Raw genomic sequence first — 23,483 nt, 5'->3', positions numbered from 1 at the left:
TGGGTACATAGCAAAGTTGCTTTGCAACGCTTGGTCTGTCACGCAAAGTCTCATACTCGGTCGATGATTTTTTCTCCGAACAGGCCCTGCGGCCGGATCAGCAGGAAACACAGGGCCAGCACATAGGCAAACCAGATTTCGATACCGCCGCCGACAAACGGGCCCAGGTAAACCTCTGAAAGTTTCTCGCCCACGCCGATGATCAGGCCACCAATGATGGCGCCGGGCACGGAGGTGAGGCCTCCCAGAATCACCACGGGAAGGGCGCGCAGAGCCACGGTCGCCAGCGAAAACTGCACGCCCAGCTTGCTGCCCCAGATCATGCCGGCGACCAGAGCCACCACGCCTGCCACGCACCAGACGATGACCCAGATGCGGTTCAGCGGGATACCGATCGATTGCGCGGCCTGGTGATCATCGGCCACGGCGCGCAGGGCTCGGCCAGTGGCTGTTTTCTGGAAGAACACGCTCAGCAGGGCCACCAGCACAGCGGCGATCAGGGCGGCATACAGATCCTCCTTGTTGACAAGGAGGCCCCCCGGAAACACCGAGTCCAGTATGAAAACAGGATCTTTTGGCATGCCAATGTCGATCTTGTAGATGCTGCCGCCAAAAATCGTCTGGCCCAGGCCCTCCATGAAATAGGCGATACCCAGAGTAGCCATCAGCAGTGTCGCGCCCTCCTGGTTGACCAGATGGCGCAGCACCAGGCGCTCAATGAGCCAGGCGACTACAAACATCAAGGTGGCTGCCATGGCAAAGCTGGCGACATTGGCAAAGAGAAGGCTGTTGATGCCTGTCCACTGCGGAATCCATTCCGAGAACCGGGCCATCGCCAGCGCCGCAAACAGCACCATGGCGCCTTGGGCGAAGTTGAACACGCCCGAGGCCTTGAAGATAAGCACAAAGCCCAGTGCCACCAGCGCATACAGCATGCCGGCCATCAGGCCGCCCAGCAGTGTTTCCAGAAAAAATGCCATATTATTTGCTCACCCCTGTTGCTTGCTCGCTTAGCGTAGCCGCCTCCCCCTTTGCAGGGGGCGCCGCCAGCGGCCCGGTACAGCCGGTTGCGCGGCGGCTGCTGGCTGAGGCCACATCCATTCGTAATGAACTCTTCAGATCCATCTTGGCGTCGTAATACATGGTCAATGCTCCACGCCAAGGTAGGCCCGGATCACGTCTTCGTTGTTGCGCACCTCGTTGGGTGTGCCGTCGCCGATTTTTTTGCCGTAGTCGAGCACCACCACACGGTCTGAAATATCCATGACCACGCCCATGTCGTGCTCGATCAGCACCACGGTGGTGCCGAATTCGTCATTCACATCGAGCACGAAACGGCACATGTCCTGCTTTTCTTCCACGTTCATTCCGGCCATGGGTTCATCGAGCAGCAACATCTGCGGCTCCATCGCCAGGGCGCGGCCCAGATCCACGCGTTTTTGCAGGCCATAAGGCAGCTGTCCGACGGGCGTTTTGCGGTGGGCCTGGATTTCGAGAAAGTCGATGATTTTTTCAACCGCCTCGCGGTGCTTGAACTCTTCCTTCTCGGCCGGGCCGATGCGCAAGGCCTGCAGCAGCAGATTGCTTTTGATCTTGAGGTTGCGGCCCGACATGATGTTGTCGAGCACGCTCATGCCTTTGAACAACGCCAGGTTCTGGAAAGTGCGCGCCACGCCCATGACTGCCACCTGGTGGCTGTTCATGTGCTTGAAGGTCTGGCCGCGAAAGGTGATGGAGCCCTGCTGCGGCGAGTAGACACCATTGATGCAGTTGAGCATGGAGCTTTTGCCCGCGCCATTGGGGCCGATGATGGCGCGGATTTCGTGCTCTTTGACATCGAACGAAATGCTGGAGAGGGCCTTGACCCCGCCAAAGCTCAAGCTGATGTTTTGGACATCAAGAATGACGTCACCAATCTTTTTACTCATGCTGCAGCCTTCACCGGGGCAAACGTCCTGCTATCGCCAATCTTGAGCGTGGCGCTCACGCTGCCGCTGCGGCCATCTTCAAACTTGACCGTGGTTTCAATGAACTGTTCGGTTTTGCCGCTGTACAGGGCGTCAATCAGCGGCTGGTATCTCTCTGCGATGAAACCACGGCGCACCTTGTTGGTACGGGTCAACTCGCCATCGTCGGCGTCCAGTTCCTTGTGCAGCACCAGAAAGCGGCTGATTTGCGAACCGGCCAGCAAGACATCGACGCTCAGGTCGGCATTGACCTTTTCGACGCACTCCTTGACGAGCTGGTAGACCTCGGGTTTTTGCGCCAGATCGGTATAACCCGCGTAGGGCAGGTTGCGCCGTTCGGCCCAGTTGCCCACCGCATCAAAATCGATATTGATGAAGACGCAGACTTTTTCACGGCTATCCCCATAGGCCACGACTTCCTTGATGTACGGGAAAAACTTGAGCTTGTTCTCGACATACTTGGGCGCGAACATGGCGCCGTCATGGACGCCTCCCTTGAGGCGGCCCACGTCCTTCACGCGGTCAATGATCTTGAGGTGGCCGCGCGCGTCAATAAAGCCCGCGTCGCTGGTGTGGTACCAGCCGTCTACAGTCAATACTTCCGCGGTCGCTGTCGGGTTTTTATAGTATTCCTTGAGCAGGCCGGCCGACTTGACGAGAATTTCACCGTTGTCAGCGACCATGATCTGCACGCCCTGAATCGGCACGCCGACCGTGTCGGCGCGCACTTCGTTATCGGGCTGCAGGCAGACAAACACGGCGGTTTCGGTGGAGCCGTAGAGTTGCTTTAGGTTGATGCCGATGGATCGGTAAAAAGTGAAGAGGTCCGGGCCAATGGCTTCGCCGGCGGTGTAGGCCACGCGCACGCGCGAAAAGCCCAGGTTGTTGCGCAGGGGGCCATACACCAGCAGGTTGCCCAGGCCGTACAGCAGTGCCTGCGCGAAGCCCACCGGCTTGCCATCCATGTGCTGGGGCCCCACGCGTTTGGCTACCTCCATGAAGAACTTGAACATGCCGCGCTTGATGCGTCCGGCGTCTTCCATGCGGATCATCACGCTGGTGAGCAGGCCCTCAAACACACGCGGCGGGGCAAAGTAATACGTTGGGCCGACTTCCTTGAGGTCAATCGTCACTGTGCTTGCGTTTTCGGGGCAGTTCACCACATATCCGCAGGCCAGCCACTGGGCATAGCTGAAGATGTTCTGGCCGATCCAGGCGGGCGGCAGGTAGGCCAGCACTTCTTCGCTGGTCGTGAGCTTGTCAAATTCCGCGCCCGCTTGCGCGCGGTCCAGCAGGGTCGCGTGGGTGTGCACCACGCCTTTGGGGTTGCCGGTCGTGCCCGAGGTAAAAAACATAGCGGCCACGTCGTCGGGGCTGATTTTGTCGACTTCTGTCTTGAACAGAAAGGGTTGGCTTCCAGCCAAGGCCCGGCCTGATTCGATCAGCTGGTCCAGCGACACCAGTCCAGGCTCGTCGTAATTGCGCAGGCCGCGCGGGTCGTCAAAAATGATGTTGCCCAGGTCCGGGCAGCGGTCGCGAATTTCAAGGAGCTTGTCGACCTGCTCCTGGTCTTCCACCATGGCAAAACGGACGTCGGCGTTGGTGATGGGGAAGACGCATTCGGCACCCACGGCGTCCTGGTACAGCGGGATGGGAATCGCCCCCAGCGACTGTGCGGCCAGCATGGTGGCATACAGGCGCGGGCGGTTGGCACCGATCACCACCATGTGTTCGCCACGCTGCAGGCCAGCCTGGTGCAGGCCACACGCAATATGTTCAACCAGCGTTGCCATGCTGGCCCAGCTGTGGGCCTGCCAGATGCCATATTCCTTTTCGCGCATGGCCGCAGCGCCTGGGCGTTCGGCGGCATGCTTTAGCAGCAATCGTGGGAACGTGAGTTGCATTCCGGTTCCTTGTCTGCAGTTTTAGCGCAGCCCTTCGGTCAAGAAAAACCGCTGCTATGACACGAATAGTAGAACCACGTTTGACGTCATGGTGTCATTGCAACGACAATTTCCGGGTAAGTCCTACTGGGGTGTGCCCGGGTAGGACCCTGTTTATCGGATAAGTCGCCCCTCTTTTGTCACCCATGTCCACTGACCTGACCCTCCACCAGCGCCGCAGGACACCCACGCCTGACGAGCTGCAAGGCATTCCATGGCTGCGTTTGCTGCAGCCGGATGAGCGTGTACGGGCAGTGGCGGAGCTGCAGGTGGGCGACGCTGCACCTGGCGACTACGTATGCCGCGTCGGCAAGCCGGTGACTTATTGGTTTGGCGTGGTCGAGGGGCTGCTGAAGATGAGCAGCGACAACGCGCAGGGCCTGACCATGACCTTCACCGGCCTGCCCCCCGGTGGGTGGTTTGGCGAAGGCACGGCGCTTAAGCGCGAGCCTTACCGCTACAACATCCAGGCGCTGCGGAAAAGCCTGGTGGCCGGCTTGCCGATAGACAGCTTTCACTGGCTGCTCGACCATTCGATCGGCTTCAACCGCTTCGTGATGAACCAGCTCAACGAGCGGCTGGGCCAGTTCATTGCCGCGCGTGAAATCGACCGCATGAACAATCCTGATGTGCGCGTGGCACGCAGCCTGGCCGCCTTGTTCAACCCGGTGCTGTACCCGGGCGTCGGTGAAATCCTGCGCATCACGCAGCAGGAAATGGCCTACCTGGTGGGACTGTCGCGCCAGCGCGTCAACGAAGCGCTAACGACGCTGCAGGCGCAAGGCACCATCCGGGTCGAATACGGCGGCTTGCGCGTGCTCGACCTCGCCGCGTTGCGGTCCAGTATTTCTTCAGATAAAAAGTAGCTGTAACCCATGTTTTACGTGCGCAGGCAGCTATAAAATAAATAGCAAATGCAAGACTCCTTCAAACCCAAAACAGCACCCGTGCCCGCTGGCGCTGCGGTGCGCGTCCAGAAAGCGCCCGCTCCCGCTCCCGGCACCGCTGCCGTCACGGTGCGGCTGAACAAACGCATGGCCGAACTCGGCCTGTGCTCGCGCCGCGAAGCCGATGACTGGATTGCGCGAGGCTGGGTGCGCGTGAACGACCTGCCCGCCGTGATGGGCCAGCCCGTCGCCGCCGACGCGCGCATTGAAGTGGCGCGCGAAGCCGAGCAGCAGCAGCGCCAGCAAGTCACCATCCTGATCAACAAGCCGGTCGGTTATGTCAGCGGCCAGGCTGAAGATGGCCACGAGCCGGCCGTGGTGCTGGTGCAACCGCAAAACCGCTGGCGCGAATGCAACAGCCGCATGCGCTGGGGCTTTGAGCAATTGCGCGGCCTGGCGCCGGCTGGCCGGCTCGACATCGACTCGATTGGCTTGCTGGTGCTGACGCAGGACGGCCGCGTGGCGCGGCAACTGATTGGCGAAGATTCTTCGATTGAAAAAGAGTACCTGGTGCGCGTCAGCTACGGCGCTGAGACGGTTAACGTGCAAGCGGTATTTCCACCCGAGAAACTCGCTTTGCTGCGCCACGGCCTGAGCCTGGACGGGCAAGCCTTGCGGCCGGCGCAGGTGGACTGGCAAAACCCCGAGCAACTGCGCTTTGTGCTCAAGGAAGGCAAAAAACGCCAGATTCGCCGCATGTGCGAGCAGGTCGGGCTTTTTGTGACGGGGCTCAAACGCGTGCGCATAGGCCATGTCAACCTCGGCCATCTGCCGATAGGCCAATGGCGCTACCTGGCGCCGCACGAACGGTTTTGAAGCAGCGCAACCTGCCGGGGCTGCGGAGAGCGTTTGACTGCTATTAAGTTAATAGCTGCTTGCGCTCGCTGCTATTGGGCTAGAGCTTGTTTTTATACATAAATTGAGCTTAAAAATGGGTCGCAAAGCGTCCAACTGGCTTTCAAAGGACCTGTTTTTAGGCATCAAAAACAGCTTTTCCCCAGATGTGACGTGCATGAACAGCTATTAACTTAATAGCAAAATGGGGTGGCTGGCGTAGCCTCATGAATGTCCGTGCAATGCGGCGCAAGACCGCATTCACCTTGGCCGGTTCCTGTCTGATTGTTTCTGTTTAAAACGGCGCGTTTGGCATCGTTTCACCAAGAAATTGTCAATTCAATCGGATCTGTCGAAGTCACCGGTTTGCCGGCGACCAGCATGAGGTCCTGGCGATCAGGCTGGCCCGGCTCGCCATTCATCTTCTGGTTTTGCCCGGTTTTGCTGGTGGACGCTCTGGTAATGGCCTGCACATCCACCGTGGCCGGGCAGCTGATACGTAAGGTGTCCGTGTGTTCGCCGGATTGCCCGCTGTGGGTACATTGGTGGTCTGCCGTGACCGTTTCACTGAAGGTGCGCAGCAGGATCGTGACCCCGAAGGAGGCTGTGCTGGTCTGCGCTTGAACAGCACCACAAATTCCGAGCAGAAACTGCATCGCTATAACAATAAGGGCTATTTTGAAAGTCCGCATGATCCGAACTCCTAAAATCATTAAGGCCCATGAATTTTATCAAAATGATAAATTTAATACAACTAATTAATTTAGATTCATGTGTGCATAAATTCATCAAATTTGACAAATTCTGTTGTGTTGCTTTGAACGGGTTGAGAAACCCATAAGTCGGACTAGCCCGCAGGGCCTAACCCGACAGGCATTTGCTGCAGCGGCTCATCAGGGAAAACCACCGCCACCATCACCGTTCAACAGGGCGACCAAGCCGCCTTGCAGATGTCGGGTTACGCTGGGCCAAGCACGACTACATGGCTGATCAGAACCCGATGTAGAGCGTGTGGGGTTCTGACGCGCTGCAGCTGCCCGTTGCGCAAGTGCCCGATTGGCCGGCTGCGATCGAGCCGTTGATACTGTAGCTTTGAGGGACGCCGGTGCCGGTGATGGAGCCGCTGCCGGAGCTGAGAGTCAGGGAATAGGGAAGATTGACCGCACCGGCGGTACCGATGACTGTGGTCACGGCAGGGGGTGGGGCCGCGTCCAGAGACAGCCAGTAGCTGGTGCCATTGGTGCAGCGTACCGCATAAGGCGTGTTCCCGGTTGATGCAGCCGCTTGAAATGAGGTGTAGTCGAGCTGAATCGGGCCCGGCATTGTAGTGAACTGGCAAGAAGCCGTGTTAATGATGGTGACACCTAGCGGGCTGGTGTCAACCGTGTTGCCGTTTGAGTTTCGCAAAGACAAGGTCACCGTGTCTGTGAATGTCTTTGCGTTCACGTTTTGTAGTGGAAAGACCCTGGCATAAAAAGTCTTTGTGTCGGTGGCGTAGGTGGTGGACGCATTACCGAAATTCACCACACCGTCGAAATCGGTTGTCCCTCTACTGCCCCATGACGTGGCGTAAGTACTGTTGAGATACAGCTCGTAGGTGATATTGTTGGCAGTACCGCTTCCGTTAGTAGCCTGATTAAGCCCTCCGCTGGCCTGATTCAAGCCGTTGTTGGCCCGCAGGGCGTACACAAAGGTCGTTGGGTCTGATGCTGGCTGGCTTCGGGTACAGCTGACAGTGAACGTGCCTTGACTGTCGTTGGCGGTCGTGATGGTTTCGGAATACACCGACGTGAAGCCCGATGTACTGACTGTGCAAGTGATGGTTGCTTTGGCCTGCAGCGCGCAAGTGCTCAGTAAAACTACCGCGGCAAACCGCCATGCGTAAGGACTGGTCATCGTTTTACTCCGTTGCAACTTACCGGGCCTACCCGTGTGATGTCTTCCAGGTTGCCGGGCGGCAACGCGACGTTGAAGGTGCAGTTGGCGCCGTTCCACTTCAGGCGCAAACGATTCGTGGCTTGCAGGCCCGTTACAAAGGCCTCACCGCGCCGCGCCACGAAAAATTCTTTCTTGTCGCCCACCAGCTCGATCTCGGCACCAGCGGGTGCGGGCTCGCCATCGTCGAGCACGATGCGGATCAAGGCGCCGCGACCCGAGCGAACCGGGAAGGTGATCTTAACCGCGCTGCGCAGGGCGGGGACGGCTTCCTGCTCAATCGAATCGAGCTCGGCGCTGATGGGCAACTCGGTCGGGTCCAGCCGCACGCTGTTGCGCTGGAAGGGCAGCAGGCGGGGCAGCAGCGCGACGCCGTCGGCGTTGGTCCGGGTCAGCATGCTGCCCTGGAAACCCACGCCCACATTGGCATAACCCGGCACCTCCACGATGGCGAAACTGTCTTGTACCCGGCGCGTGGCAAACAGCTGGCCGTCGGCCAGAACGGCTCCGCCGAGCAGACCCAGGCGCATGTTTTGCTGGCTTTGGCTGCTGCTCAGGTCGGCGGCAAACAGTCCTTTGGTGCCCTGAAAATAAGCACCGCCTTCGGCGTAGCTCCCGTCGGCACGCCGCCCCAGCGCGGTTCGCCAGCCCCAGCCGGTTTCGGTCGTCAGGGCCTGGCTGGCGTTCACATAGCTCTCGGTCGTGCCACTGCGGCGGGTCACACCCGAAGCCAGCGTGACGCGGTTGTCAAGCGGCACCACCAGAAAGCCACCGACCGATGTGCCGGACGTCATGCCACTGAGTTTGGTGGCGGTCAGGGTCAGTGCGCTGCGTTGCCCGATACGCACGGTGTAGTTCAGGCTGACGGTGTTGAGCTTGCCCAGGTCATAGTTGTCAAAGCCCGCATAGCCCAGGCTGAAGGCTCCAAAATTATCAGTGCTGTAGCTGTAACTGGCGGTGGTTTGCAGGCGCGGCAGGGGGGAAGCCGTGTCAATGCCGAGCTGCCGGTAGCCGCGCGATGCACCCTCGGCACTGAAAGAAAAGCCATGGCGCAGGCCGCTGCGCTCGGCGCTTACCCGCCAGTTGTGGCCACTGCCGGTAGCATCGCTGCGGCTGACCGACAACGCGGTTTGTCCCAGCATCTGAAGCGGCAGTCCGTAACTGGCCCCAAGGCCCACGCGGCTCAGTGGAAGGGACAACTCGCCGTTGCCCTCGACGGTCAGGCTTTTGCTCAGGCCCTGGCGCCAGAGGCCTGAGACAAACCGGGGGCCGTAATTGGCGTTGTCGGTACCGAGGTTGCGGCGGATGGCTCCCAGCTCGAAGCTCCAGTCGCTCAGCTTCTCCTCGAGCAGGCTGGCATTGCTGAAAAAAGGCTGGGTGATGACGGTTTCGCGGCCCAGAATGTCGCGCACCACCACCCGGGCTTCCCCTGCGCCGGTCAGTGCCGGGAAGTTGTCAATGCTGAACGGCCCGGCGGGCACCTTCGAGGTTTGCCGCAGGGCATCATTGACATACAGCTCCACCGTGCTGGGGGCGGCCGACAGGCCGGTCACGGTGGGAATCGGCTGGGTCATGAAGCCGGGCTGCAGGGAAAAATTCTTGCTGAACTGCAAACCACCAAAGTAAACCGAGCGTGCGGAGATGCCCGCGCGCGTGGTGCTGTCGCCGAGCCGCAGCGTGCTGGTGCTGTCCAGAAAATTGCGCGTGTAGGTGCTTTCAAGACGGCGCCAGGAGGCGTCGACCGTGGGGTCTTGCGTCATGAGGCTGCGACCGACATAGCTGCTGGTAAACAAGCCCCATTGCCCCGAGGCACCCAGCTCGGTCAAAGCGCTCAGGTCCCGGGCCTGCACGCTGCTGCCCAGGGCGCTGCTGCTGCGGCTGGTGGTGTAGTTCAGGTCGTAGTTGGCAAATACGGCAGGGATGGATGGCGACAGCGGAGGCCGCAACGCGGCTTCCTGAGTCAGGCGAACCGCATTGAAAGACGCAGGGGAAAACACCAGATCGAGCGACTGCTCGGCAAAATTGAGCCTGGCCTCAAATCCGGGAATGGCCGACAGGGGGTACCACTTCTGCTCCCGAAACTGGATATCCTGCGCGCTGGAGCGGGGAACCAGGCGCCATTCCTCGAAGGCATCTTCCGGGGCGTACAAAATGCCATTGCGCTCCAGCAGGGTCCAGACGCCGCCTTTGGCGCTGTTGATGAACACTTCCAGTGGCATCAGGCGGTCCTTGGCTGCGCGGGCCGTTGGCGGAACGTTAGCGGGCGCCGTGGTTTGGGCATGCACCGGCAGACCGCAGCAAAGCATTGCAGTGGCAACCGACAGGGAATGCCTTCGCAAAAACCACAGACACCTCCTCTGCATACGGAACAGCTCAGGGCAGCGTGATGCTGGTCGTCAGGTTTTGTCCGTCGTCGAACGTGATCACCAGTTGGGCCTGGCCTGCGGGCACGGTTTTTTCACTTTTGAGGCTGACGGTCTTGCTGGCGCCCGGCAAGATATAACTGCCACCTTCAAAGCGGGCCAGCGTCTGCTCGCCACGCTTGATCGCCGCTTCGCGGATTTGCGCATAGGCCGTTCCGGTATTGCTGCAACGCAGGTTCACGGCCGTGGCATCGGCAGGGCTGGTGCTGCAGTCCATCTGGCGTTTGGCCGCGGGGGGAGTGATAAACACCGGCATGCTCAGGGCCAGCGCAATCGGCACCTGAATGCCGGTGCTGGGCAGGGCTTCTGGGACTTCGCGAATGATCATGCGGTAGGTCAGCTGCTTGCTGGCGTCAGCCGGTTTGAGCAGGGCCAGCCGCACCACCTGCCTGGCCTTGGGGGCCAGCTTGATGATGGGCGGGGCCAGGATCAGGTCTTCGGTCAGCACCAGTTCGTCGGTGCCATCGGGCTTCTGGCTCCAGCTATTGATGTCGGCCTGCAGGACGACGGCGCTATCGCCCTCGTTGGTCAGGGTCACGGCAATCGCCCGGTCGCGCGGCGTCATATACAGCCGCACCGGGGTGACGGAAAAAACACCCGCGCTGGCCGCGGTCCATGGCATCAGCAGGGCCAGCAGGAGCGCGTACGTGACGGGGCGGCATGGGTGCTTGGAAGTGGTGTTCATCTCAGAAGGATATCAGCATCTCGACGGGTCCAAAGTGACCATCGGCGTGGGCGACGCGAAGCGCCAGCAGCGTGCCCCGTTTGTCCTCAAGACGCAGGAGGGCCGTTTGCGCTTGCGTGGCATGGGTGTCCACGGCATAAAGCTGGCTCTCCACCTTCCATCCCTCATCCGCTTCATCATCGGCATAGGCCAGCGGGCCTTGATCGTCATCCAGGCCGCAGGCGATGCGCGCCATCTGGCCGGCCAGACCCATCTGCTCGTTGCGGCAGTAGTCCGGCAGCAAGGAGTCACGGGCGGGGAGAAAGCCCGGCATGAAGCGGCCAGCTGCCTGGGGAGTGACCGGCGCAATCTCAACGAAGACGTTGCTGGTGCACTGTACTTGCACCGACGAGCTGCCAGCCGCTGAACCGCTTGCACTGGTACAAATGCTGTTGCTGTTGCTGTTGTTGTTCAGGGTGATCTGGACCGCGAACTGCCCGCTTGCGCCGCCCGCGAAACTGGCCGCTGCAGCCAGCAGCAGGGAAACACCGAGGACGAGCTTTGCGCTCATGAGTGTCGATGTTTCTGGGGCTGCTGAGGGTGCTACGGAGTACTAATGGATTAGTAGGTGATCGTCAGGGTACGACTTTTGTTGGTACTGGCACTGTTGGTGCACGCGCCACCGGCTACGGCGCAGTTACCCCCTTGGCTGGCTCCCATGAGCCCATTCAAAGTCACAGTCTGAGCAAAACCAGAGCCCGCCGTGGGTACGCTTCCCAAAGTCAAACTGTAGATGAGGTTGGTTGCTTGATCCGTGTAGCTCTGCGTCAAGCCTGTTGCAATGCCGCCAGCGTCGTCGTCCAAACGAATGGAGGTTATCGGAAGACCATTCGTGCAGCGCACATCAAAACTGCTGGCGGTGGTCGCCTGTGCGCCGAACGATGTGTAAGTGAATGCGGCGGTCGGCAGAGTTGATATTTGGCAAACAGAGGTCAATCCGATGTTGACATTAAAAGTTGGAGATTGCACGGCGGTAGCAGCCTGCGCAGGCGCGGTCAAGAGGCCCGACAAGGTCAACATGCTCAGGGCGGCGATGGAAAGGATCTTTTTCATGGGGGTCTCCAAGTGGAAATAAAATAAAAATGAAACGACTTGAAAGGGAAAGTAGCTCGACTGTAACCAAACATTGCAGATTGGCCAAGAACTTTCCGTCCGCAACCCAGGGAAAATGTGGTATTTGTCACGCAATTACATGGAGATTACTGGTTTTATGCCAAATCAAGGTCCAACAGGCTGGTGTGACAAACCGTAAATAGCGCCATAGGTGGCATGCCTGCCCGGATTTCCCTGTAAATATGTAACAACTTTGAAACCTATTGATCCTGACCATGCCAACACAAGCTCATTCCCAAACCCTGACCATTACCGACAAGGGCATCGGCCTGTCGCAGCAGGAAGCGATTGAGCACCTGGGCATCAAGGAGTTGCGTGCTGATCGGCAGTTTGCCGTTGCGTATCTGAAGGCCGCGCTGGAGGAACTGGACGATCCCGACAACCGTGCAGCAGGCCTTTTGGCATTGCGTGCCGTGGCCGAAGCCTACGGTGGTTTGGGGATGGTTGCGGCGCAGGCCGGCATCAGCCGGGAGGCGCTTTACCGCTCGTTGTCCCCGAAGGGCACGGCACCGCAGTCGGCTCGATGGAACCCATTGATTGACCACGGGTTCTGATGTTGGCATAATCGCCAACATGCAGGCCCAATTGATTACCAGGTTCAAGAACATCACACCCGAAGGCGGGGTGATTGAACTGGTGATATGGAAGGTTCCTGCGCCAGTCCCGCCCACAGAGCATGGCTACAAATACCGCGCGGTTTACGCCCGCAATGGTGCGCGCATTGTGGGCTTTGACAATGAGCGTGGCAAGGGCGACCACTGCCATTTGGACGGACAGGAACTTCCCTACACCTTTGTCAGCGTCGAACAGTTGGTTGAAGACTTTATTGCGGCCGTGACCGCCAGGAGATCAGCATGAACAATCGTTACCTCACCATCACTATGAAAGCAGACTGGCAGGGCGCATTGCGCGCCGCCGGGCAGTCAGCCAAAGCCGGTACTTACCAAGGTGAAGTATTGAATTTTGAAAGTCCTGGCGACTTCTTTGGCCAGTTGTCTGAGAAACGCTGGGAGATTGTGCGGGCTTGCCAGGGTAAGGGTGAACTGTCTGTGCGGGAGCTGGCCCGAGCGGTCAGGCGCGACGTGAAGCGCGTGCACGAAGATGTGACAACGCTGGCTGAGTTGGGCCTGCTAGAGCGTACGCAAAGCGGCGGCGTGGTGTGCCCCTTCTCTTCCATGCACATCGACATGGTCCTGAAGGCCGCTTAAACAGGCAGCCAAAACCTGAACGTGACCGATCCATCATCGCCGATGGGGCAGAGGTGAGGAAGATGCTGGAGAACATTGGGCGACGACACTCCTGACAACTCTTGAAACCAGAGGCATCGCCCATAATTGAGAATCCGCGCGCCGGTTCCGGGACGCTGATTTTCGATTTCAATTGTTAGACCTTCAAACCCACAATGTCCAAGCAAACCCTTTCCTTTCAAGCCGAAGTCGCCCAGTTGCTCAAGCTGGTCACGCATTCGCTGTATTCCAATCCCGAAATCTTCCTGCGCGAGCTGATCTCCAATGCGTCAGACGCCTGCGACAAGCTGCGTTTTGAGGGGCTCAATGACGCGGCGCTGTATGAAACCGATGCCGAGCTCCAGGTGCGCGTGAGCTTTGACAAGGCGGCCAAGACCCTGACCATTGCCGACAATGGCATCGGTCTGTCGCAGCAGGAGGCGATTGAGCATCTCGGCACCATCGCCAAGAGCGGCACGCGCGACTTCATGGCCAAGCTGTCGGGCGACCAGAAAAATGATGCGCAGCTGATCGGGCAGTTTGGCGTGGGCTTTTATTCGGGCTTCATCGTGGCCGACCGCATCACGGTGGAAAGCCGACGCGCCGGCTTGCCCGCAGCCCAGGGCGTGCGCTGGAGTAGCGAAGGCACGGGCGAGTTCGAGGTCAGCGAGATTGAACGCGCCGAGCGCGGCACCAGCGTCATCCTGCACCTGAAAGACGATGCGCACGATTACCTGAACGCCTGGAAGCTCAAGGGCATCATCAACAAATATTCCGACCACATCTCGCTGCCCATCCTGATGCCCAAGGAAGCCTGGAAAGAAGGCGAAAACGATCAGCCCGGCGAGATGGTCGCCACCGGCGAATGGGAAATCGTCAACCAGGCGGCGGCGCTCTGGACGCGTGCCAAAAAAGACATCACGCAAGAGCACTACGACGAGTTCTACAAGCAGATCAGCTACGACAACCAGGCGCCGCTGGCCACCACGCACAATCGCGTGGAAGGGGCTACCGAATACACCCAGCTGCTGTTCATCCCGGCCAAGGCACCGATGGACATGTTCAACCGCGACAAGGCTGCGGGCGTGAAGCTGTACGTCAAGCGCGTCTTCATCATGGACGATGCCCAGGCGCTGCTGCCGAGCTACCTGCGTTTTGTCAAAGGCGTGGTCGATTCGTCCGATTTGCCGCTGAATGTGTCGCGCGAGCTGCTGCAGGAAAGCCGCGCCGTCAAGGCGATTCGCGAAGGCAACACGCGCCGCGTGCTGTCGATGATTGAAGACCTGGCCGCCAACGAGCCGGAAAAATTTGCCAGCTTCTACGCCGAGTTTGGCGCCGTGCTCAAGGAGGGCCTGGGCGAAGATTCCGCCAACCGCGAGCGCCTGGCCAGGCTGCTGCGCTTTGCCAGCTCGATCACCGACACGGTGACCGTGAGCTTTGCCGACTACAAGGCCCGCATGAAGGACGGCCAGGATGCGATTTACTACATCACCGCCGACACGCTGGCCGCCGCCAAAAGCAGCCCGCAGCTGGAGATTTTCCGCAAGAAGGGCATTGAAGTGCTGCTGATGGCCGACCGCGTGGACGAGTGGGCGCTGAACTACCTGCACGAGTTCGACGGCACGCCGCTGCAGTCGGTGGCCAAGGGCGCGGTCGATCTGGGCAAGCTGCAGGACGAAGACGAGAAAAAGGCGCTAGAGGAAGCGCAGACCCAGTTCAAGCCCGTGCTCGACAAGCTCAAGGAAGCCCTCAAGGACAAAGCCAAGGATGTGCGCGCTACGACGCGTCTGGTCGATTCACCCGCCTGCCTGGTGGTGGAGGGCGGCGACATGTCCACCCAGCTGGCCCGCATGCTCAAGCAGGCTGGCCAGCCCGTGCCTGAAGTCAGGCCGATTCTGGAAATCAATGCCCAGCATCCGCTGGTCAAAAAGCTGGAAGCCCTCGACAGCGCCGGCAACGCCGCCAGCTTTGACGACCTGGCCCAGATCCTGTTTGACCAGGCCCTGCTGGCCGAGGGCGGCCTGCCGGAAGACCCTGCCGCTTATGTGCGGCGCGTCAATCAGCTGCTTGAAAAAGCCTGACGCTGGCGTGACAACGCCAGCCCGCTGACGCTCTACTCAAAGCCGCACGACCGGCGCAGCGCTGCGGCGTCTGCGCTGACCAGCAGCCCGATCAGGTCACGCGCCGCCTGCGGCTGGGTGGCCCGCGCGCATAGCGCCGCAGTGTAAACGGTGGCCAGCTCAAATTCTTTGGGCAGCGGCGCGACCAGCTCAACGCCTGGCGTGCAGAGAATCTCGGTCACCTGGGTGCAGCCGATGAGCCCGGGGCCTGCGGCTTGCGCCATGGCTGCCATGGCTGTGGCACCGTTGGGAAATGGGCGGAGCCGGTCGGCGAGCTCGGCGTCAAGGCCGAGTTGCTTCAGCACGTTCATGAAGTGAATGCCTGCGGTCGCCTTGACCGGATCGGGAAAGTAAATGCCCTGCGCGGCCTGCAGTGCTGCTTTCAGTTCAGCGGGACTGCCCACCGCAGGCATTGGCGCGCCGGTTTTGACGGCGACACCCGTCTTCACCACGCCAAGCGCATGGGCGCTGCCGGAAACGACCTCGCCGCGGGCGGTGAGCTGGCTGATCAACGCCTCGGTGAGGATGAGAACGTCGCAGGGCGCGCCCGCGAGCAAACTGTCTTTCATCATGCCGACAGCGCCAAAACTGGCGCTGATGCTGCATTGGTGTTGCGCCAGAAAACGGTCTTCGAGCTGCGTCACCAGCCCCTGGGCTGCGCCACCGCTGAGCAGATGAATGAGTGTCATGAGGTACCTGAAAGTTGAAATGGATATTGAAGTTGCAAAACCAGCTTGCCAGAAGCTGTAAAGCCCGGAGGCAGCTGGTGGAATTCAGTCAACATTGATGTGGGCGGTTTTGATCACGCGCGCCCATTTGACGATGTCGTCACGTATGTATTTATCAAACACCTCGGGTGTCATCACCAGGGGCACGGCACCCTGCTTGCCCCAGAGTTGCCGGATCTCGGGCTGGGCGACAATTTTTGAGACCGCGTCGTTGAGCTTGTCGACCACTGCTTTGGGCGTTCCGCGGGGCGCCATCAGGCCCAGCCAGATGGTGGCTTCATAGCCGGGCACACCCGCTTCGCTCATGGTGGGCACATTGGGCAGCACTTCGGAGCGTTGCTTGCCGGTGGTGGCCAGGGCCTTGACCTTGCCGGCCTTCACCTGCTCGGCCATGGTGGTGACCGCGTCAAACATCACGTCGACCTGGCCGCCGATCACATCGGTGCGCGCACCCGAACTCCCGCGGTAGGGGATATGCACCAGAGAGACGCCCGCCATGCTTTTGAACAGCTCGCCGGCCATGTGGTACGGCGTGCCCGGACCCGAGGAGGCATAGTTGAACTTGCCAGGCTTGGCCTTGGCCTGGCTGATCAGGTCTTTCAGGGTGGACACCGGCAAGGCCGGGTTGGCCACCAGCACGAGGTCGGAGTAGTTGATAGGCGCAATCGCCACAAAGTCACGCATCAGCTGAAACGGCTTGTTCGGGATCAGTGACTCGTTCACGGTGTGGGCATTGGACATGAGCAGCAGGGTGTAGCCGTCGGGCGCCGACTTCGCCACCGCGTCGGTGCCAATCACCGAGCCCGCGCCGGGCCGGTTGTCCACCACGAAGGGCTGCCCCAGCGCTTCCTGCAAACGCTGGGCCATGACGCGTGCATACACGTCGGCCGGGCCGCCCGCTGCAAAGGGCACCACCACCCGGACCGGCCTGGCGGGATAGGTCTGGGCCAGCGCGGGAAGGGCGGCTGCCGCGGACGCCATGCCGAAGGCAAGCATCAGTGACCGAATAAAACCAGGACGCATGAAATCAGGACGCATGAGATTCTCCGTTGGGAACAGGTTGCGAGGGCCGGGCGGTTTATTCCACCTTGCCCATGCGTTGGACGACACCGGCCATGCGTTTGGCATCGGCCTGCACATACTGTTCAAATTCCGGGCTGTCCTGGTACTGCACCGGGCTGCCCGCGCCCAGGATGACCTCTTTGACCCTGGCGTCCTGCGCTGCGGCTTTGGCAGCGGCGCGCAGGCGCTGTGCAATGGGCTCTGGCGTGGCCTGCGGTATGAAGAGCCCGGACCACTGCGCATACTCGGCATTGAAACCGGCGTCTTTCAGGCTGGGAACTTCGGGCAGTGCGCCCAGCGGGCCGTTGCCCCAGTGCGCCAGCACGCGCAGCTTGCCGGCCTTGACCTGCTGCAACACGGTGGCCGGCCCCGACGAAACCGCATCGATCTGGCCGCCCAGCAGCGCGACCACGGCCGGGCCTGCCCCGGTGAACGGGATGTGCGTCAGCTTGACACCGGCGCTTTGCGCCAGGATTTCCATGGGCACATGCATGGTGCCGTAGTTGCCCGACGAACCATAGTTGATGGCGCCGGGGCGTTTTTTCGCATCGGCAATGAACTGCTGAGCGGTTTTCCAGGGCGCATCGGCACGCACGGCGAGCACCGTCGGGTCGGCCGTGAAGCGGGCAATGGGCCGCAGGTCCGACAGTGAAAACATGGCGGGCCGGCCCAGCAAGACGTCGGCTTCCGGGATCACGGTCAGCGATGACAGCGCCATGAGGATGGTGTAGCCATCGGGTTTGGCTTTGGCGGCCAGGCCCATGCCAATGCCGCCTCCTGCGCCCGCCTTGTTTTCAATCACCACCGGTTGACCGAGATTGCGCGACATGGCTTCTGCCACGGGCCGGGCCACCAGGTCAGCCAGACCGCCGGGCGGGAAGGGCACGATCATGGTCACGGCTCTGGTGGGCCAAGCGCCTTGTGCGGCGCACCAGCTGGCCGTAGCTATAAGAAGGCTGGCCAGCAGCAGGGACCGACGTTTCATGCATTTCTCCTGGTAGACGAGCGGCCGACTACAGGTGGTCGGGGGTGCTGCCTGTCACGACATGCTAACGGGTTCCGGCGTTTCGGCCATCATCGCAATCCCTAGTTGCAGCACGGCGCCGGTGCAGGGAGGGATGGGTCGGCGAAGGCCGCTTAGGCCACCAGGGGCGCTTCCTGCATGGCTTCGGTCTGCTCTTCCAGCATGTTGACCTGGCCTTTCCAGTAGTCGCTGGAGCCGAACCAGGGGAAATTGATCGGGAAAATCGGGTCGTGCCAGCGCTGCGCCAGCCAGGCGCTGTAGTGAACCAGTCGCAGCGTGCGCAGGGGTTCAATCAGCGCCAGTTCGCGCCGGTCAAATTCGCCGAACTCGTCATAGCCGTCGACCAGCGCGCCCAGTTGCTGGGTGCACTGCGCGCGGTCGCCCGACAGCAGCATCCACAAGTCCTGCACGGCCGGGCCGCTGCGGGCGTCGTCCAGGTCGACAAAATGCGGGCCGGCGCCCGGCAAGCCCTGGGGCGTCCACAGGATATTGCCGGGGTGGCAGTCGCCATGCAGGCGCAGGCTCGGCACATCGCCCACGCTCTCAAACACGCTTTGCGCCACCCCCATCGCCACTTCGAAGGCCTTGCGCCAGCGCGACTCCATGTCCAGCGGTACATAGCCGCCCGCCAGCAACAGCTCGGCCGACGCGGTGCCAAAGGTGGTCAGGTTCAGCTCGGGGCGGTGGGTGAAAGGCCGGGCACTGCCTACGGTGTGGATGCGTGCCAGAAAACGGCCTATCCATTCCAGCACGTCCAGGTTCTCGAGTTCGGGTCGGCGTCCGCCGCGGCTGGGCGAAACGCTGAAACTGAAACCGCCGAAATGGTGCAGGGTAGAGCCTTCCAGTTCCAGGGGGCCGACCACCGGTATTTCGGCCGCCATCAGTTCGGCGGCAAACGCATGTTCTTCGGTAATTTGCGCATCGCTCCAGCGGCCCGGCCGGTAAAACTTGGCGACCACCACGTCGCCCGCCGAATCCGCGCTACCGGCAGGGCTCTCCAGATGAATCTGGTAAACCCGGTTTTCGTAGCTGGACAGCGCCATCAGGCGCCCATCTCCAGTCAAGCCCACGCTGGCCAGCGCGTCGAGCACCACGTCGGGTGTCAAGCTCTCGTAGGCGTGGACAGCGTCGCGTGCCGGAGCGGCCTTGTTATTTTCAGTCATGCCCGATTGTCGGCGAGAGGGTTACTCGCAGCAAGGCATGGTCTGTTTATGGAAGGTTTTAGGGATAAAAAAGGCCTACAGCCCAGTATCAACGGGCGTGAATAGCTATTAAAAGTATAGCGGCTGCTGGAGCCCCGGGGTAGCACAGCGCGCGCAGCGACCAGCATGCGGCCGCCATGAGCGCTCATGACGTGCGGCATCACACTAAACTGCAGGGTCATGCAAAACCACAGCACACCACGCGCCGGCAAGCCCTCCCGCAACATGCCGGGCCAGACCTCGTCTGCGCCACAGGCCACGAAGGCTGGCACGGCCGCGCAAGTCATTGAAGAGATTCGGCCTGGTCAATCCATCGAGTTGCTCAAGGAGCTGCACATCCTCACGCGCGAGGGCAAGCTCAACCAGGACACCCGGCGCAAGCTCAAGCAGGTCTATCACCTCTACCAGTTCATCGAGCCGCTGCTTCAGGAAGTGTCAGCCAATGACCGGGACTTCACGCTGGCCGACCACGGCGCCGGCAAGTCCTACCTGGGTTTCATTCTTTACGACCTGTTTTTCAACGTGGCGCACCAGGGCCGGAAAACAGCGGGGCATATCTACGGCATCGAGACCCGCGCCGAACTGGTGGAAAAATCGCGCACGCTGGCGGCCCGGCTTGGCTTTGCGCGCATGTCGTTTTTAAACCTGTCGGTGCAGCAGGCGACCCTGTCTGCAGAGTTGCCGCAGACCGTGGATATCGTGACGGCCCTGCACGCCTGCGACACGGCCACCGATGACGCGATTGCCTTTGGCCTGGCCAAGCACGCGCGCCACATGGTGCTGGTGCCCTGCTGCCAGGCCGAGGTGGCCGGCATGCTGAAAAGAAACAAGGCGCTGGCGATGGTCAAAACCCCGCTGGCCGAGCTCTGGCGCCACCCGCTGCACGCGCGTGAGTTTGGCAGCCAGATCACCAACGTGCTGCGCTGCCTGCAGCTGGAAGCCAGCGGCTACGAGGTCACTGTGACCGAGTTGGTGGGCTGGGAGCATTCGATGAAAAACGAACTCATCCTGGCCAGCCGCCCGGCAACGCCCAAGCCTGGCAAAACCCGTGCAGCGCAAGCGCGTTTGCAGCAGGTGCTGGAGGAGTTGGGCCTGGGCGAGCTGAGCACGCGTTTTGCGGTGCCGGCAGAGCTTCCCTAAACCGCCTGTGGGTTGGCTCGCTGGCGCTCCGCTGCCAGCAGCCGGATGGCGCTGATCACTTCGCGCTGCGCCTGTGTGAGAACCATGTCGGCGCGCAGTGTCAGGCCCACCAGTTCCTCAGTGCCCGCCATGCTGACAGGCAGCGGCACCAGCGCACCGCTGTCCAGATCCGGCCGCACGGCGCCCAGGGGACAAAACCACACCGCGTTGCTGCCGGCGGTGTAGCTGCGCGAAATGGAGACCGACAGGGTTTCAATGGTGCGCGCCAGCGGGCCCAGCCCGCGCGTCAGCAAAAAGCTGTCGGCCGTGTGCCGGATGGCCGTGCCCGGCGTGGGCAGGATGACCGTGAAGGTCTGCAGATGGGCCAGCGGATTGGCTTGCAGGGCCGGGTCCTGAAGCAGGGGATGGCTCGGACGCACGGCCAGCACCAGCGGGTCGGCGTACAGGTGCTCAAATGTCAGGCCCAGCATCTGGGCGGGTTCGGCAAACCGGCCGATCACCAGGTCCAGTTGGCGCTGGCGCAGTTGCGCCAGCAGCTCCGGGTTGGATCCGGTATGGATGCGCAGGCTGGTGCCCATGTCGGTGCCAGGGCCAGACTGGTCCAGATGCAGCAGCAGTTGCGGCATCAGCCACGGCGCCACCGTGGGCAGCACGCCCAGCGTGACCACGGCGCTGCCGTGACGGCGCGTTTGCGCCACGCTGGCGACCGCTTCGCGCAGCGCAGTGACGCTGGCGCCGGCGTGGCGCATGAAGGCTTCACCCTCATGGGTCAGCAGCGCGCCCTTGCGGCCGCGCTCAAACAGCCGCACCGCCAGCATGCCCTCAAGCTCCTTGAGTGTTTTGGAAACGGCGGGCTGGGTGATGGACAGCACGCCTGCGGCTTTTTGCAGGCTGCCATGTTGCGCCACCGCCAGAAAACACTGCAAATGCCTGAATTTGATGTGCTCATGAGTCATGGCTAACTATTATCCCTGGTTATGGATAAGGCTAAAAAAAGTTAATTTACATAACCATTGCTATCTATTAAAGTTCCCGCCACGCCTGAATTCCCGAATTCAGTCCCCCCTGATGACCTTCGGAGACATTGATGAAACCAGACCTTCAAGATAGTTACCTTGCCCCGCGCGACTGGAACTGCCACTCGCCCCTTATTTCTCCTGGCTACAAATCGACGCTGCTGCGCGGACCGACGAAAGCGCTGCTGCCACTGAAGCAGGCGCTGGCCCAGCTTAATGCGCCGGTGTATGGCGCCGACCAGTTCGGCCCGCTCGACCATGACCTGACGAAAAACGCCATCAAGAACGGCGAGCCGCTGGGCGAACGCATCATCGTCACCGGCCGCGTCATGGACGAAGACGGCCGTCCGGTGCGCAATACGCTGGTCGAGGTCTGGCAGGCCAATGCCGCCGGCCGCTACGTGCACAAGGTGGACCAGCACAACGCGCCGCTGGACCCGAACTTCCTGGGTGCTGGCCGCTGCATGACCGACGAGCAGGGCCGCTACAGCTTCAAGAGCGTCAAGCCCGGCGCCTACCCCTGGGGCAACCACCCCAACGCCTGGCGGCCCAACCATATTCACTTTTCGCTGTTCGGCGACTACTTTGCCAGCCGCCTGGTGACGCAGATGTATTTCCCCGGCGATCCGCTGCTGGCCTACGACCCGATCTACCAGGGCGTGCCTGAAAACGCGCGCGAGCTGATGGTGTCCAAATTCAGCCTCGACGTGACCGAGCCCGACTTCGCGCTGGGCTATGAATTCGACATCGTGCTGCGCGGCGCAAACGCCACGCGTTTTGAATAAATGAGGCCAAGCATCATCATGAGCAAACTCCAGCAGACCCCCTCGCAAACCGTAGGCCCTTACTTTGCCTACGGCCTTACGCCCACGCAATACGGCTACGACTTCAAAAGCCTGTTCAACCCGCTGATGGCCCAGCCGCACGCCCAGGGCGAGCACATCCGCATCACCGGCCAGATCTTCGACGGCGCAGGCCAGTCGGTCGGCGACGCCATGATTGAAATCAGCCAGCCCGACGCCAGCGGCCAGCCCATCACCTCGGTGCTTGACGCCGAAGCCAAAGGCTTCGCTGGTTTTGGCCGCTGCGGCACCGGCACGCTGGGGCAGCACCACTTTGTGTTCGATACCGTCAAGCCCGGCATCGCAGCGCCAGGGCAGGCGCCGTTTATCACCGTGTGCGTCACCATGCGTGGCCTGCTGGTGCACACCTTCACGCGGATTTACTTTGACGACGAAGCGGCCGCCAACAGCCAGGATGCCGTCTTGTCCAGTGTGCCCGCCGAGCGGCGCGCCACCCTGCTTGCCAAGCGTGAAATGACGGGCGCGGGACCGGTCTACCGTTTTGACATTCACATGCAGGACAGCAGGCACGGCAATGAGACGGTTTTCTTCGACCTTTGAGCTTGCTTCTCACCGGCGCCAGTGACCGCGGTGCACCAAGTTTGCTATTTAAATAATAGCTGCTTGCGCCCGTCCCTATTGGGGAAAAGACCTTTTTTCCTTAAGAAAACGACGGAAACGGCCGCCGATGCCGTCAGTTGCGAAAGCGCTTGCGCGTGAGCGCCAGTGCGACCCAGAACCCCAGGACCGCGTACGCCACCAGCACCGCCAAGTGCTGTGGCGCCTGGGCTGGCCACTGGCCGAGAAACAGCGGGCGAATCAGCTCCACAGCGGCTGTCAAGGGCAGCCAGTCCGACATCGCCCGCATCACGCCCGGCAACTGGTCGCGCGGAAAAAACACGCCGCTCAAAAACATGGTGGGCGTGAGGAACAGCGAGAAGTAGTAGGTAAAAAAGTCATAGCCCTTGGCCAGTGCGTTGAAGATCAGCGCAATGCTGGCGAACACGATGCCCACCAGTCCGAGCAGCGGCAACGCCAGCAGCAGCAGGGGGCTGTGGCTGATGCCCAGGGCCAGCATCACGCCCAGAATCACGGCGCTGGTAAACAGCGACTTGAACGCCGCCCACAGCATTTCGGCAAACACCACATCATCCAGCCGCACCGGCGCATTCATGATGCCGTCCCAGGTGCGCTGCACCTGCATGCGCGAAAAAGCCGAGTACAGCGCCTCGAACGA

24 protein-coding genes are annotated in these 23,483 nt (G+C 61.0%); 9 read left to right on the top strand and 15 right to left on the bottom strand.

Annotated features, from left to right (window positions below; genetic code table 11):
• Positions 1-50: 50 nt before the first annotated feature.
• The 3 genes from B3F77_RS03055 to B3F77_RS03045 form a co-directional block, all read right to left on the bottom strand.
• Entirely contained in the window at positions 51-980 is a 930-nt protein-coding gene (locus B3F77_RS03055) for a branched-chain amino acid ABC transporter permease (protein ID WP_293603528.1), read from the bottom strand.
• A gap of 165 nt (positions 981-1,145) precedes the next feature.
• On the bottom strand, positions 1,146-1,928 hold the full coding sequence (locus tag B3F77_RS03050; RefSeq protein ID WP_293603527.1) for an ABC transporter ATP-binding protein: 783 nt from the start codon (positions 1,926-1,928) through the stop codon (positions 1,146-1,148).
• Positions 1,925-3,871 carry an AMP-dependent synthetase/ligase gene (locus B3F77_RS03045; RefSeq protein WP_293603526.1) on the bottom strand — a complete coding sequence of 649 codons (1,947 nt, stop codon included), beginning with the start codon at positions 3,869-3,871 and terminating at the stop codon, positions 1,925-1,927. Before B3F77_RS03045 ends, B3F77_RS03050 begins: the two co-directional genes overlap by 4 nt.
• A gap of 185 nt (positions 3,872-4,056) precedes the next feature.
• Between B3F77_RS03045 and B3F77_RS03040 the strand changes: the two genes are divergently transcribed.
• Both B3F77_RS03040 and B3F77_RS03035 read left to right on the top strand, forming a co-directional pair.
• Positions 4,057-4,776, top strand: coding sequence for a Crp/Fnr family transcriptional regulator (locus B3F77_RS03040; protein WP_293603525.1), 720 nt, complete (start codon positions 4,057-4,059; stop codon positions 4,774-4,776).
• Positions 4,777-4,824: 48 nt separating this feature from the next.
• Positions 4,825-5,673 carry a pseudouridine synthase gene (locus tag B3F77_RS03035; RefSeq protein WP_293603524.1) on the top strand — a complete coding sequence of 283 codons (849 nt, stop codon included), beginning with the start codon at positions 4,825-4,827 and terminating at the stop codon, positions 5,671-5,673.
• A 338-nt stretch (positions 5,674-6,011) separates the two neighbouring features.
• Here the strand turns inward: B3F77_RS03035 and B3F77_RS03030 are convergent, their stop codons facing one another.
• From B3F77_RS03030 to B3F77_RS03005, 6 genes are all read right to left on the bottom strand, one after another.
• A complete protein-coding gene (locus B3F77_RS03030) occupies positions 6,012-6,383 on the bottom strand; it encodes a hypothetical protein (RefSeq protein WP_293603523.1) in 372 nt (123 codons plus the stop codon).
• A 298-nt stretch (positions 6,384-6,681) separates the two neighbouring features.
• Entirely contained in the window at positions 6,682-7,587 is a 906-nt protein-coding gene (locus tag B3F77_RS03025; RefSeq protein ID WP_293603522.1) for a spore coat protein U domain-containing protein, read from the bottom strand.
• Positions 7,584-9,845 carry a fimbria/pilus outer membrane usher protein gene (locus tag B3F77_RS03020; protein WP_293603521.1) on the bottom strand — a complete coding sequence of 754 codons (2,262 nt, stop codon included), beginning with the start codon at positions 9,843-9,845 and terminating at the stop codon, positions 7,584-7,586. The genes B3F77_RS03025 and B3F77_RS03020 overlap by 4 nt, the downstream gene beginning before the upstream one ends.
• A gap of 154 nt (positions 9,846-9,999) precedes the next feature.
• Positions 10,000-10,734 carry a fimbrial biogenesis chaperone gene (locus B3F77_RS03015; protein ID WP_293603520.1) on the bottom strand — a complete coding sequence of 245 codons (735 nt, stop codon included), beginning with the start codon at positions 10,732-10,734 and terminating at the stop codon, positions 10,000-10,002.
• Between the two features lies 1 nt (position 10,735).
• Entirely contained in the window at positions 10,736-11,284 is a 549-nt protein-coding gene (locus B3F77_RS03010) for a hypothetical protein (protein WP_293603519.1), read from the bottom strand.
• Between the two features lie 50 nt (positions 11,285-11,334).
• Entirely contained in the window at positions 11,335-11,826 is a 492-nt protein-coding gene (locus tag B3F77_RS03005; RefSeq protein WP_293603518.1) for a hypothetical protein, read from the bottom strand.
• Between the two features lie 275 nt (positions 11,827-12,101).
• Between B3F77_RS03005 and B3F77_RS03000 the strand changes: the two genes are divergently transcribed.
• The 4 genes from B3F77_RS03000 (at position 12,102) to htpG (ending at position 15,193) form a co-directional block, all read left to right on the top strand.
• On the top strand, positions 12,102-12,440 hold the full coding sequence (locus B3F77_RS03000) for a DNA-binding protein (protein ID WP_414702944.1): 339 nt from the start codon (positions 12,102-12,104) through the stop codon (positions 12,438-12,440).
• Positions 12,441-12,459: 19 nt separating this feature from the next.
• Entirely contained in the window at positions 12,460-12,744 is a 285-nt protein-coding gene (locus B3F77_RS02995) for a toxin-antitoxin system TumE family protein (RefSeq protein ID WP_293603517.1), read from the top strand.
• Positions 12,741-13,094, top strand: a complete 354-nt coding sequence (locus tag B3F77_RS02990; protein ID WP_293603516.1) for a hypothetical protein — start codon at positions 12,741-12,743, stop codon at positions 13,092-13,094. Before B3F77_RS02995 ends, B3F77_RS02990 begins: the two co-directional genes overlap by 4 nt.
• Positions 13,095-13,288: 194 nt before the next feature.
• Positions 13,289-15,193 carry a molecular chaperone HtpG gene (htpG, locus tag B3F77_RS02985; protein WP_293603515.1) on the top strand — a complete coding sequence of 635 codons (1,905 nt, stop codon included), beginning with the start codon at positions 13,289-13,291 and terminating at the stop codon, positions 15,191-15,193.
• Between the two features lie 32 nt (positions 15,194-15,225).
• Here htpG and B3F77_RS02980 read toward each other — a convergent pair whose 3' ends face one another.
• The 4 genes from B3F77_RS02980 to B3F77_RS02965 form a co-directional block, all read right to left on the bottom strand.
• Positions 15,226-15,921, bottom strand: coding sequence for a molybdate ABC transporter substrate-binding protein (locus B3F77_RS02980; RefSeq protein ID WP_293603514.1), 696 nt, complete (start codon positions 15,919-15,921; stop codon positions 15,226-15,228).
• Between the two features lie 84 nt (positions 15,922-16,005).
• Positions 16,006-16,998, bottom strand: coding sequence for a tripartite tricarboxylate transporter substrate binding protein (locus tag B3F77_RS02975; protein ID WP_293603513.1), 993 nt, complete (start codon positions 16,996-16,998; stop codon positions 16,006-16,008).
• A gap of 40 nt (positions 16,999-17,038) precedes the next feature.
• A complete protein-coding gene (locus B3F77_RS02970) occupies positions 17,039-18,007 on the bottom strand; it encodes a tripartite tricarboxylate transporter substrate binding protein (RefSeq protein WP_293603512.1) in 969 nt (322 codons plus the stop codon).
• Between the two features lie 152 nt (positions 18,008-18,159).
• Entirely contained in the window at positions 18,160-19,209 is a 1,050-nt protein-coding gene (locus B3F77_RS02965; protein WP_293603511.1) for a serine/threonine protein kinase, read from the bottom strand.
• A 219-nt stretch (positions 19,210-19,428) separates the two neighbouring features.
• On the opposite strand from B3F77_RS02965, the gene B3F77_RS02960 reads away from it, so the two are divergent.
• Entirely contained in the window at positions 19,429-20,388 is a 960-nt protein-coding gene (locus tag B3F77_RS02960; protein ID WP_293603510.1) for a class I SAM-dependent methyltransferase, read from the top strand.
• On the opposite strand, the gene pcaQ is transcribed toward B3F77_RS02960, so the two are convergent.
• On the bottom strand, positions 20,385-21,344 hold the full coding sequence (pcaQ, locus tag B3F77_RS02955) for a pca operon transcription factor PcaQ (RefSeq protein WP_293603509.1): 960 nt from the start codon (positions 21,342-21,344) through the stop codon (positions 20,385-20,387). The two genes, B3F77_RS02960 and pcaQ, sit on opposite strands and share 4 nt — an antisense overlap.
• Positions 21,345-21,475: 131 nt before the next feature.
• Here pcaQ and pcaH point away from each other — a divergent pair, with 131 nt between their 5' ends.
• Both pcaH and pcaG read left to right on the top strand, forming a co-directional pair.
• Positions 21,476-22,189 carry a protocatechuate 3,4-dioxygenase subunit beta gene (pcaH, locus tag B3F77_RS02950; RefSeq protein WP_293603508.1) on the top strand — a complete coding sequence of 238 codons (714 nt, stop codon included), beginning with the start codon at positions 21,476-21,478 and terminating at the stop codon, positions 22,187-22,189.
• An 18-nt stretch (positions 22,190-22,207) separates the two neighbouring features.
• A complete protein-coding gene (pcaG, locus tag B3F77_RS02945; RefSeq protein ID WP_293603507.1) occupies positions 22,208-22,807 on the top strand; it encodes a protocatechuate 3,4-dioxygenase subunit alpha in 600 nt (199 codons plus the stop codon).
• 133 nt (positions 22,808-22,940) lie between these two features.
• Here pcaG and B3F77_RS02940 read toward each other — a convergent pair.
• Positions 22,941-23,483, bottom strand: a 543-nt coding sequence (locus B3F77_RS02940) for an ABC transporter permease (protein ID WP_293603506.1), incomplete at its 5' end; no start/stop codon positions are given.

It is taken from the genome of Polaromonas sp. UBA4122, from assembly GCA_002381615.1.
Classification (GTDB): Bacteria; Pseudomonadota; Gammaproteobacteria; order Burkholderiales; family Burkholderiaceae_C; genus Polaromonas.
The sequence above is the reverse complement of the archived record's forward strand: the minus strand, read 5'-3'. Positions and strand labels throughout refer to the sequence as shown.

What these genes read in the sequence shown, in the direction of transcription:
- B3F77_RS03055 (WP_293603528.1), bottom strand. Translation starts at nt 980, where the DNA reads ATGGCATTTTTTCTGGAAACACTGCTGGGCGGCCTGATGGCCGGCATG.
- B3F77_RS03050 (WP_293603527.1), bottom strand. Translation starts at nt 1,928, where the DNA reads ATGAGTAAAAAGATTGGTGACGTCATTCTTGATGTCCAAAACATCAGC.
- B3F77_RS03045 (WP_293603526.1), bottom strand. Translation starts at nt 3,871, where the DNA reads ATGCAACTCACGTTCCCACGATTGCTGCTAAAGCATGCCGCCGAACGC.
- B3F77_RS03040 (WP_293603525.1), top strand. Translation starts at nt 4,057, where the DNA reads ATGTCCACTGACCTGACCCTCCACCAGCGCCGCAGGACACCCACGCCT.
- B3F77_RS03035 (WP_293603524.1), top strand. Translation starts at nt 4,825, where the DNA reads ATGCAAGACTCCTTCAAACCCAAAACAGCACCCGTGCCCGCTGGCGCT.
- B3F77_RS03030 (WP_293603523.1), bottom strand. Translation starts at nt 6,383, where the DNA reads ATGCGGACTTTCAAAATAGCCCTTATTGTTATAGCGATGCAGTTTCTG.
- B3F77_RS03025 (WP_293603522.1), bottom strand. Translation starts at nt 7,587, where the DNA reads ATGACCAGTCCTTACGCATGGCGGTTTGCCGCGGTAGTTTTACTGAGC.
- B3F77_RS03020 (WP_293603521.1), bottom strand. Translation starts at nt 9,845, where the DNA reads ATGCCACTGGAAGTGTTCATCAACAGCGCCAAAGGCGGCGTCTGGACC.
- B3F77_RS03015 (WP_293603520.1), bottom strand. Translation starts at nt 10,734, where the DNA reads ATGAACACCACTTCCAAGCACCCATGCCGCCCCGTCACGTACGCGCTC.
- B3F77_RS03010 (WP_293603519.1), bottom strand. Translation starts at nt 11,284, where the DNA reads ATGAGCGCAAAGCTCGTCCTCGGTGTTTCCCTGCTGCTGGCTGCAGCG.
- B3F77_RS03005 (WP_293603518.1), bottom strand. Translation starts at nt 11,826, where the DNA reads ATGAAAAAGATCCTTTCCATCGCCGCCCTGAGCATGTTGACCTTGTCG.
- B3F77_RS03000 (WP_414702944.1), top strand. Translation starts at nt 12,102, where the DNA reads ATGCCAACACAAGCTCATTCCCAAACCCTGACCATTACCGACAAGGGC.
- B3F77_RS02995 (WP_293603517.1), top strand. Translation starts at nt 12,460, where the DNA reads ATGCAGGCCCAATTGATTACCAGGTTCAAGAACATCACACCCGAAGGC.
- B3F77_RS02990 (WP_293603516.1), top strand. Translation starts at nt 12,741, where the DNA reads ATGAACAATCGTTACCTCACCATCACTATGAAAGCAGACTGGCAGGGC.
- htpG (WP_293603515.1), top strand. Translation starts at nt 13,289, where the DNA reads ATGTCCAAGCAAACCCTTTCCTTTCAAGCCGAAGTCGCCCAGTTGCTC.
- B3F77_RS02980 (WP_293603514.1), bottom strand. Translation starts at nt 15,921, where the DNA reads ATGACACTCATTCATCTGCTCAGCGGTGGCGCAGCCCAGGGGCTGGTG.
- B3F77_RS02975 (WP_293603513.1), bottom strand. Translation starts at nt 16,998, where the DNA reads ATGCGTCCTGATTTCATGCGTCCTGGTTTTATTCGGTCACTGATGCTT.
- B3F77_RS02970 (WP_293603512.1), bottom strand. Translation starts at nt 18,007, where the DNA reads ATGAAACGTCGGTCCCTGCTGCTGGCCAGCCTTCTTATAGCTACGGCC.
- B3F77_RS02965 (WP_293603511.1), bottom strand. Translation starts at nt 19,209, where the DNA reads ATGACTGAAAATAACAAGGCCGCTCCGGCACGCGACGCTGTCCACGCC.
- B3F77_RS02960 (WP_293603510.1), top strand. Translation starts at nt 19,429, where the DNA reads ATGCAAAACCACAGCACACCACGCGCCGGCAAGCCCTCCCGCAACATG.
- pcaQ (WP_293603509.1), bottom strand. Translation starts at nt 21,344, where the DNA reads ATGACTCATGAGCACATCAAATTCAGGCATTTGCAGTGTTTTCTGGCG.
- pcaH (WP_293603508.1), top strand. Translation starts at nt 21,476, where the DNA reads ATGAAACCAGACCTTCAAGATAGTTACCTTGCCCCGCGCGACTGGAAC.
- pcaG (WP_293603507.1), top strand. Translation starts at nt 22,208, where the DNA reads ATGAGCAAACTCCAGCAGACCCCCTCGCAAACCGTAGGCCCTTACTTT.